Raw genomic sequence first — 8,645 nt, forward strand, 5'->3', positions numbered from 1 at the left:
CTCCGTAGGCGCAGCCGCCCGCCCCCCGCAGCCCGTACGCCGCCCCCTCCCCGGGGGTCAGCCGGTGAACGACCCCCCCCCCCGCCCCCCCCCGCCCCCCCCCCCCCCCCCCGGGCCGGCGGTCAGTAGGAGCGGGGGAGGCCCAGTTCGTGCTGGGCGATGTGGGCGAGGACCAGTTCCTCGGCCACCGGGATGTTCTTGGCGATGCGGGCGTCGCGGAACATCCGGGCGACCGGGTACTCCAGCGAGTACGCCATGCCGCCGTGGGTCTGGAAGGCGCGGTCGGCGGCCTGCCAGGCGGCGTCGGCGGCGGTGAGCTTGGCGATGTTGGCCTCGGACCCGCAGGGGCGGCCCCGGTCCCACAGCCACGCCGCCTTGTAGGTCATCAGCCGGGCCAGCTCCAGCTGCGCCTTGATCCGCGCGAGCGGGAACGCGATGCCCTGGTTCGACCCGATCGGCCGGCCGAACGGCGCCCGGTCGGTGGCGTAGTCGCAGGCGATCTTCAGCACCAGGCCGCCGGACCCGACGCCGCCCGCGGCGGCGAGGATCCGCTCGGGGTTGAGGATGTCCCACAGCACGGCGAAGCCCTGGTCGACCTCGCCGAGGACGCGGTCGGCGGGGACACGCACGCCGTCCAGGAACACCATGCTGGACGCGACGGTGTTGGTGCCGAGCTTGGGGATCGGCCGGTAGGTCAGCGTGCCGTCGGCGACGGCCCGCTTGACGTCCACCAGCAGGACGGTGAAGCCGGACGTCCGGGGCTTCGCCTCGGCGGCCGGGATCGTCCGGGTGACCAGCACCAGGTGGTCGGCGCGCTCCACCCCGGAGATCCAGATCTTCTGGCCGTTCACCACGAACCCGTCGCCGTCGCGGCGGGCCTGCGTGGTGATGTTCATCGCGTTGCTGCCCGCGTCCGGCTCGGTGATCGCGAAGCAGGTCTCGATCTCGCCCGCCGCGATCCCCGGCAGGAACGCGCGCTTCTGCTCTTCGGTGCCGTGCCGGGCGATGGTGAGCCCGCCGAACGCGGGCGTGAGCAGGTACATGAACGACGCGGCGCCGCCCGCGCCGCCCTCGGCGAGCGCCTCCAGCGCCACCGCCAGCTCCAGCAGGCCCTGGCCCGCGCCGCCGTACTCCTCGGGGATCGCCAGGCTGTGCCAGCCGCCCTGGACCAGCTCCCGCCAGACCTCCTCCGGCCACCGCTTGTCGGCGTCGCAGCGGCTCCAGTACTCCTGGTCGTACTTCCCGGCGATCGCCAGCACGCCCTCGCGCACCGCGGCCGCGTTCTCCGGCAGATCGAAGTCCACCCGCGCCTCCTCGACTCTCGTGCGGGCTCCACCGTAGCCGATGGAGTAAGTGAGCACTGACGCAGGTCCCCGCCGTCATTGAAGCGCGGATCTCCGGGTAGTCAACGGCGGTCGAGGTCTTACGCGCGGCAGGGGGGTCACGGGATGCGACCAGGCGACAGGTGGACGCTGGCGGGCGCGCGGTGGAGCCGCGGCGGCGGGGACGGCGCGTTCACGGTGACCGATCCGGCGACTGGCGAAACGGTGGGGGAGGTGCCCGTCGGCACGGCCGTGGACGTGGCGGCCGCGGTGGCCGCCGCGACGCGGGCGGGCCCCGGCTGGGCCACGACCGCGCCCGCCGCGCGCGGCGCCGCCCTGCACGCCGCCGCGAGCGCGGTCGAGCGGTATGCCGACGACCTGGCGGCGCTGGTCACCGCGGAGATGGGCAAGCCGGCGGACGACGCGCTCGGCGGCGTCCAGGCCGGCATCGGGACACTGCGCCAGTACGCCGAGCTGGGGCCGCTCCACGGGGGCCGGAGCCTGCAGGGCGGCTGGAGCGCCGCCGACTTCATGGCCCGCGAACCGCTCGGGCTCGTCGCGGTCGTCACGCCGTGGAACGACCCCGTCGCCATCGCCTGCGGCCTCATCGGCGCGGCCGTGGTCACCGGCAACACCGTCGTGCACAAGCCGTCCGAGCGGACGCCGCACACCGGGGCGCTGCTCACCGAACTGCTCGCCGAGGCCCTGCCGGCCGGCGTCGTGAACATGGTCAGCGGCGACGGGACGACCGGCGAGGCGCTCGCGAGCCACCCGGACCTCGACGCGATCGCGCACGTCGGCTCCACCCGCACGGGCCGCCGCGTCGCCGAACTGGCCGCCGCGAGCGGCGCGAGGACGCTGCTGGAGAACGGCGGCGCCGACCCGCTGATCGTCGACGCGGGCGTCGACCCCGCCTGGGCCGCGGAGCAGGCCGCCACCGGCTGCTTCGCCAACGCCGGCCAGATCTGCACCTCGGTCGAGCGGATCTACGTGCACGGAGCGGTCGCCAAGGACTTCGTCGCGGCGCTGACCGCCCGCGCGCAGGCGCTGCGGACCGGCCCGGGCGACGACCCCTCGACCGAACTCGGCCCACTGGTGGACGAGCGGCACCGCGCCCAGGTGCACGAGCAGGTCGAGAAGGCCGTCGCGGACGGCGCCCGGTTGCGCGCCGGCGGCCGGATCCCGGACGGGCCCGGCTGCTTCTACCCGGCGACCGTCCTGGACTACTGCACCGACCAGATGGCGGTCATGGCGGAGGAGACGTTCGGGCCCGTCGCGCCCGTCCGCGCCGTCGCCTCGTTCGAGGAGGCCCTGGACAGGGCGAACCGGTCCCGCTACGGCCTCGCCGCGACCGTCCTCACCCGCGACATGGCGCACGCGCAGCGCGCCTGGCGCACCCTGAAGGCCGGCACCGTGAAGATCAACGCGGTGTTCGGCGGCGCCCCCGGAGGCGCCGCCACCCCGCGCCGGGCCAGCGGCCGGGGCTTCGGCTACGGCCCCGAACTGCTGGACGAGATGACCGCCGTGAAGGTCGTCCACCTGCAGACCGACGTCCCCGGAGGCGTCACCCCTTGACGGTCAGCAGCGGGCGCAGCTCCGCGACGGGCGTCGCGACGCCGCCGCCGCGCAGGCTCGCCACCACCGGCCCGATGTCCTTGTAGGCCCACGGCGCCTCCTGCTTGAGGTCGCGGCGCCACGCGGCCATCACGTCCGACCGCCGCGCGACCATCGGATCGCGGTGGTCCAGCGGCGTCACGACGCGGAACTCGCGCAGGAACGCGTCGAGCTCCGCGTCGTTCCCGCGCGCCGACGCACCGCGCGGAACCCGGCGTCCCGCGCCGTGGCAGGCGCTGGCGAGGGTGCGCGGGTCGCCGTGCCCGCGCAGCACGAAGCTCGCGGCGCCCATCGACCCCGGGACGATCACCGGCTCGCCCCACATCGCGTACGGGCCGCCCGCCATCGCCTCGTGCCCGGCCGCGGGCGTGGCGCCCTTGCGGTGCACCACCCGCTCCCCGTCCTGCCAGAACAGGTTGTGCGGCGCGTCGTACAGCAGCCGCGCGTCCGCGCCGCCGCACTCCGCCGCGAGCCCGGCGCGCATCGTCAGCGACAGGAAGAACCGGTTCCCGGACGCGAAGTTGGCGGCGTTGCCGAACGCGTCCAGGTACCGGCGCCGTGCGCGCGCGGACCGCTCGTCGAGCAGGAACGGCAGGATCCCGTTCGCCGGGCGGGGAAGGCCGCCGGGCCAGCCGGCGCGCAGCGCGTCCAGGGCCGTCGCGTTCGCCTGATGGCCCAGGGACAGCGAGCCGCTGTGCACCATCGTCACGACCGTTCCGGGCGCCAGCCCCCACGCGTGCGCCGCCGCCGCGTCGTGCACTTGCGACACGTACTGGAGCTCGGCGAAGTGGTTGCCGCCGCCGATCCCGCCGATGACGCTGTCGTGGCTGGCGCCGCCCGCGCTGCCGATCCAGTCGGCGAACGCCTCGGCCGTCCCCACCGGAAGAGCGGGCGCGTGCACGCGGTCCAGGGCGTCGTCGGCGTCCTCGGGCCGCACGCCCTGCCACGGCGTGCCGCCGGCGAGCAGCAGGCCGGGCAGCCCGTCCCGCAGCAGCGCCTCCCGCTGGACGGGCGTGAGCGCGATCCGCCGGCCGCCCTCGAAGAACAGGTGCCGCAGCCGCCGCTCCAACGCGCCGAGCCTCGGCCGGACGCGGTCGGCGTCCAGGGACGTGACCTCCAGCCGCATCCCGCAGTTGACGTCGTTGCCGACCGCCTGCGGCAGCAGCGCGTGCTCGGTCTCCAGCACCGTGCCGATCGGGATCCCGGCGCCCTTGTGGAAGTCGGGGGTGAGGGCGACGCGGGCGATGCGCGGCTCCGGGCCGTCATAGCCGGGCGTGGACTCGGCGAGGCGTTCCAGGGTGCGGGCGGTCTCCAGGAGCGCGAGCGCCTCGTCGACGGCCGCGTGTTCGAGCGGGACGTCGTCCCCGGCGCAGATCTCGACGGGGACGCCGTACGGATTGGGGAGGTGGAGCCAGTGGTCGCCGGTGCGGACGAGCCGCCGGTCCTGACGTGCGGGCATAGGGGGATCCTTCGGGCTGCCGGAAGGCGCGCGACGGCGCGCGCAGGGAAGAGGGCCGTTCGCGCGGAAGGGCGCGACGGCCGGGGGAGCGGGACGGAGGGCCCGCTCGTTCCTCGGGTTCAGCAGCCGCGAGGCGGTTACGACCGTACCGCGCGGTCCTCCGCCGGGCCACCGGTTTTCCCGTAGGCCCCGATGTAGCTCGTCACCATCCGGGCGACGAAGTGCGCGACCTGCTCCGGCGGGCCGGACGGCAGCATGATGTGGCTCATCGTCAGCCGGACCGCCGCGTCGGCGATCTCCACGAGCGCGTCGCGGTCCACGCCCGGCCACTGGCGCAGCGCGTGCTCGGCGAGCCGGGAGCTGGCGGTGAACAGCACCGGCTCGGCCCGCGTGGTCAGCAGCGGCAGCATGTCGTCGCCGTCCGCGCCGGTCAGCACGGCCTTCTTCAGCTGGTCGTCGGCGGACATCTCCAGCGTGAACAGCACCGCCGCGACCACCGCCGAGTACAGGTCCTCGTGCTCGGACAGGACCTGGTCGATCCCGTCGAGGTAGCGGTCGTTGTCGCGCACCACCACCGCCTGCGCGAGGCCCCACTTGTCGCCGAACTCGTTGTAGACGGTCTGCCGGCTCACCCCGGCCGCGGCGGCGACGTCCTGCATGCGCACCGCCCGGTAGCCGCGCTCGACGAGGAGCGCGGCGGCGGCGTCCAGCAGGCATTCGCGCACCGGACGTTCCGCGCTGCTCATGAGTCGTCCTTCCGGCCGGCGGTCACCCTGTCATTATCCTTGTCCGGTGACGGAAATGGACTACCGGGCGCTCAACCGCGCGCTGTGGGACGAACGGGTCGCCATCCACGTCGCCAGCGACTTCTACGACGTCGCCGGCTTCCGCGCGGGCGGGACGGCGCTGCGCGACTTCGAGATCGCCGAGGTCGGCGACGTGGCGGGCCGCCGCTTCCACCCGTTCGCTAACATCCTCGACGAGGCGGACGGCACCACCGTCGCCTACGACTACTTCGACACCTCGCCGCAGGTCTGGGACGAGCCCGGCACCTACACCGACGGCGACCAGGACACCCGCAACACCCGGTCGGTGCAGTTCCACCACGGGATCGGCGAGGTCGTCAGCGCCCTCGCCGCCGCCGGGCTCCGCGTCGACTTCCTGCACGAGCACGACCACACGCTGTTCCGGCGCTTCACGTCCCTGGAGCGCGACGGCGCGATCTACCGGCTGCCGGCGGGCCGCCCGCGCGTCCCATTGATGTACTCCCTGCGCGCCACCCGTCCCGCCGACGGCTGAACCGGGGGCGCGGGCGGGGCGGCCTGCTCGCCGCCCGCGTCGAGCAGGTGCGCGAGGGGCAGCGTCGCCGCGCCCACCGCGACGGCCTCCGGGCCGAGGTGGCACGGCTCGACGGAGGTCTGCGCGAAGGGCTGCCGCAGCGCGTACCGGGCGGTGGCGTCCACGATCCGGTCGAGCATCCGGCCGCCGAGCAGCAGCCCCGCCCACCCGCCGATGATGATCTTCTCGGGGCTGAACAGATTGACCAGGTCCGCGACGCCCGCGCCGAGGTGCTCGGCGATGTCGGCGCGCAGCTCCACCGCGGCCGGCGACGGATCGTCCAGCAGCCCGGCGAGCGCGGTCTCCTCGTCGGCGCCGGCGGGCCCGCCCGCGGCGCGGTAGCGCTCCAGCAGCGCCGCGGCGCCCACGTAGGCCTCCAGGCAGCCGAGCGACCCGCACCGGCACGGCACGCCGCCGACCCGCGACGTCGTGTGCCCCCACTCGCCGGCGCTGCCCGCCGCGCCCCGGTAGGGCGAGCCGTCGATCATCACCGCGGAGCCGACGCCCGACCCGATGAGCGCGACCACCGCGTTGCGGTGCCCCCGCCCGGCGCCGAACCACATCTCCGCCTGGCCGAGCGCGGTCGCGCCGTTGTCGACGAACAGCGGCAGGCCGGTGCCCTCCCGGAGCATCCGCTCCAGCGGCACCCCGTCCCAGCCGATCGTCTGGCAGTGCACCACCGCCTCGGTGCCGCCCTCGGCCGCGCGGTGCTCGACGACGCCCGGGACGCCGACCCCGACGCCGATGATGGTGGACGGGTCGACCGAGGCGCGCCCGATGACGTCGGCCAGCCCCGCCAGGATGTGCCGCGCCACGGCGCGGTCGTCGTGCCCGCCGTCGCCGAGCGGCAGGTCGGCCTTTGCGAGCTGGGTGAGGTCGAGGTCGAACAGCTCGACCATCACGCGCGTCTCGCCGACGTCCACGCCGACCAGGTGGCCGAAACCGGCCGCGACCTTCAGCAGCACCCGCGGTCGGCCCCCGTCGGACTCTACGCTGCCGGCCTCCGCGACCAGGCCCGCCTCGATCAGCTCGCCGACGACGTTGCTGACCGACGCGGGGCTGAGCCCGGTCTCGCGCGCCAGGTCCTGGCGGCTGAGCGGGCCGTCGAAGTAGAGCCTGCGCAGCAGCACCGAGCGGTTGGTGCGGCGCAGATCGCGCACGGTCCTGCGGCGCCGGTCCGGCATCGGGCCCCCTTTCGCCGCGGCTCGGCGGCCGCGTCCCCCGGAAGGTTCTCAGGTCTTGACCCCGGAATTATGTCACTGCTTAGATCACGCCGTGAAATAAGGTGTGACGTAACTCTCCCGAGTGACGCACCCCACTCCTACGCGGAAGGCCGAGCCGATGCGCCACCCCACCTCACCGGCGTCCGGACACAGCGCGACATCCCCCGGGGAACACCCGCCCGCCACCGCACCGACCTCCCGTCCCGGCCGGCGCGCGCGCCGGCCGCGCCGCACCGCGACGGCCCTCACCGCAGGGGCCGCCGGACTCCTGCTGGCAGCCGCCGCCTGCGGCGGCGGGACGACCTCCGGCGGCGGGGGCGGCTCATCGAAGACGCTGACCTACTGGGCCAGCAACCAGGGCACCGACATCGCGGCGGACCAGCGCGTCCTCGGCCCCGAGCTGGCCAAGTTCGAGAAGCAGACCGGGATCAAGGTCAAGCTCGAGGTCGTCCCGTGGACGGACCTGCTCAACCGCATCCTCGCCGCCACCACCTCCGGGCAGGGCCCGGACGTCCTCAACATCGGCAACACCTGGTCGGCGTCCCTGCAGGCGACCGGCGGGCTGCTGCCGTTCGACGCCAAGACGATCGCCGAGGTCGGCGGGGCCCAGCGGTTCGTGCCCGCGGCGCTCGCCAGCGCCGGCGCGAAGGGCAAGGACCCGGCGGCCGTGCCGCTCTACTCCCTCGCCTACGGCCTCTACTACAACAAGAAGATGTTCGCCGACGCCAAGCTCGACCCACCGAAGACCTGGCAGGAGATGGTCGACGACGGGCACCGGCTGACCAAGGGGAACGTGCACGGCATCGCGGTCGAGGGCGCGAGCATCCCCGAGAACGTGCACGCCGCGTTCAACATCGGCCAGATGTACGGCGCCGACTTCTTCACCGCCGACGGCAAGCCGCAGTTCGCCACCCCGCAGGCCGTCGCGGCGATCAAGTCCTACGTCGGGCTGCTCGGCACCGAGAAGATCGCCGCGCCGGGCAACGCCGAGTACTCGGCCAACCAGTCCCTCAACGACTTCGCCACCGGCAAGGCGGCGATGCTCATGTGGCAGGCGACCACCAGCGGCTTCACCAACCTCGGCATGAAGCCCGGCGAGTGGGGCGTGGTCCCGATCCCGGCGCCCTCGCCCCTGCCGCCCGGCGGCCGCCCCGTCACCTCCATGGTCGCCGGCATCAACATCGCGGTCTTCAAGAACACCGGGAACCGCGGCGGCGCCCTGAAGTTCGTCAAGTTCATGACCAGCGACGACGAGCAGAAGATCCTCAACAAGGCGTACGGGTCGCTGCCGTCGGTCACCGCCGCGCAGAACGACCCCGCCTTCGACACCGCCGACCTCAAGGTGTTCAAGGACATCCTCGCCTCGCACGCCGCGCCGCTGCCGCAGGTGCCTGCCGAGAGCCAGTTCGAGACCGCAGTCGGCACCGCGATGAAGGAGCTGTTCGCCGACGCGGCCGCGGGCCGCGCCGTCACCGACGCCGAGATCAAGTCGAAGCTGGAAGCGGCCCAGCAGCAGATGGGCAAGTGACCGGCCGATGACCTCCGCCGACGTCACGCCCGAAGCGGCACGGGCGGGCGGCGCGGCGGGCGGCCGGCGAGGGCGCCCTGGCGGTGCGGGGGCCGCCGGGGGCCCCCGCCCCGCCCGCGCGCCCCGGCGCCGGGCCCGCGACCGCGCCCAGTTCGCGGACG

Annotated in this window: 7 protein-coding genes; 3 read left to right on the forward strand and 4 right to left on the reverse strand. The window is 74.5% G+C overall.

The window, feature by feature from the left end; genetic code table 11:
• Positions 1-122: 122 nt before the first annotated feature.
• Positions 123-1,304, reverse strand: a complete 1,182-nt coding sequence (locus tag ABT299_RS51675; protein WP_500255364.1) for an acyl-CoA dehydrogenase family protein — start codon at positions 1,302-1,304, stop codon at positions 123-125.
• A gap of 144 nt (positions 1,305-1,448) precedes the next feature.
• On the opposite strand from ABT299_RS51675, the gene ABT299_RS51680 reads away from it, so the two are divergent.
• Positions 1,449-2,897: an aldehyde dehydrogenase family protein gene (locus ABT299_RS51680; protein WP_500255365.1), complete on the forward strand. Its 1,449-nt coding sequence runs from the start codon at positions 1,449-1,451 to the stop codon at positions 2,895-2,897.
• Here the strand turns inward: ABT299_RS51680 and ABT299_RS51685 are convergent.
• Both ABT299_RS51685 and ABT299_RS51690 read right to left on the reverse strand, forming a co-directional pair.
• Positions 2,887-4,395, reverse strand: coding sequence for an RtcB family protein (locus ABT299_RS51685; protein WP_500255366.1), 1,509 nt, complete (start codon positions 4,393-4,395; stop codon positions 2,887-2,889). The genes ABT299_RS51680 and ABT299_RS51685 overlap by 11 nt on opposite strands.
• Before the next feature lie 137 nt (positions 4,396-4,532).
• Positions 4,533-5,141 carry a TetR/AcrR family transcriptional regulator gene (locus tag ABT299_RS51690; RefSeq protein WP_190865775.1) on the reverse strand — a complete coding sequence of 203 codons (609 nt, stop codon included), beginning with the start codon at positions 5,139-5,141 and terminating at the stop codon, positions 4,533-4,535.
• A 55-nt stretch (positions 5,142-5,196) separates the two neighbouring features.
• Here ABT299_RS51690 and ABT299_RS51695 point away from each other — a divergent pair, with 55 nt between their 5' ends.
• On the forward strand, positions 5,197-5,694 hold the full coding sequence (locus tag ABT299_RS51695; protein WP_500255369.1) for a hypothetical protein: 498 nt from the start codon (positions 5,197-5,199) through the stop codon (positions 5,692-5,694).
• Here ABT299_RS51695 and ABT299_RS51700 read toward each other — a convergent pair.
• Entirely contained in the window at positions 5,619-6,917 is a 1,299-nt protein-coding gene (locus ABT299_RS51700) for an ROK family transcriptional regulator (protein ID WP_500255367.1), read from the reverse strand. The genes ABT299_RS51695 and ABT299_RS51700 overlap by 76 nt on opposite strands.
• A gap of 157 nt (positions 6,918-7,074) precedes the next feature.
• Here ABT299_RS51700 and ABT299_RS51705 point away from each other — a divergent pair, with 157 nt between their 5' ends.
• Complete coding sequence (locus tag ABT299_RS51705) at positions 7,075-8,484, forward strand: ABC transporter substrate-binding protein (RefSeq protein WP_500255368.1); 1,410 nt, start codon at positions 7,075-7,077, stop codon at positions 8,482-8,484.
• Positions 8,485-8,645: the final 161 nt, after the last annotated feature.

The organism is Spirillospora sp. NPDC000708 (genome assembly GCF_040299565.1).
Lineage (GTDB): Bacteria > Actinomycetota > Actinomycetes > Streptosporangiales > Streptosporangiaceae > Spirillospora.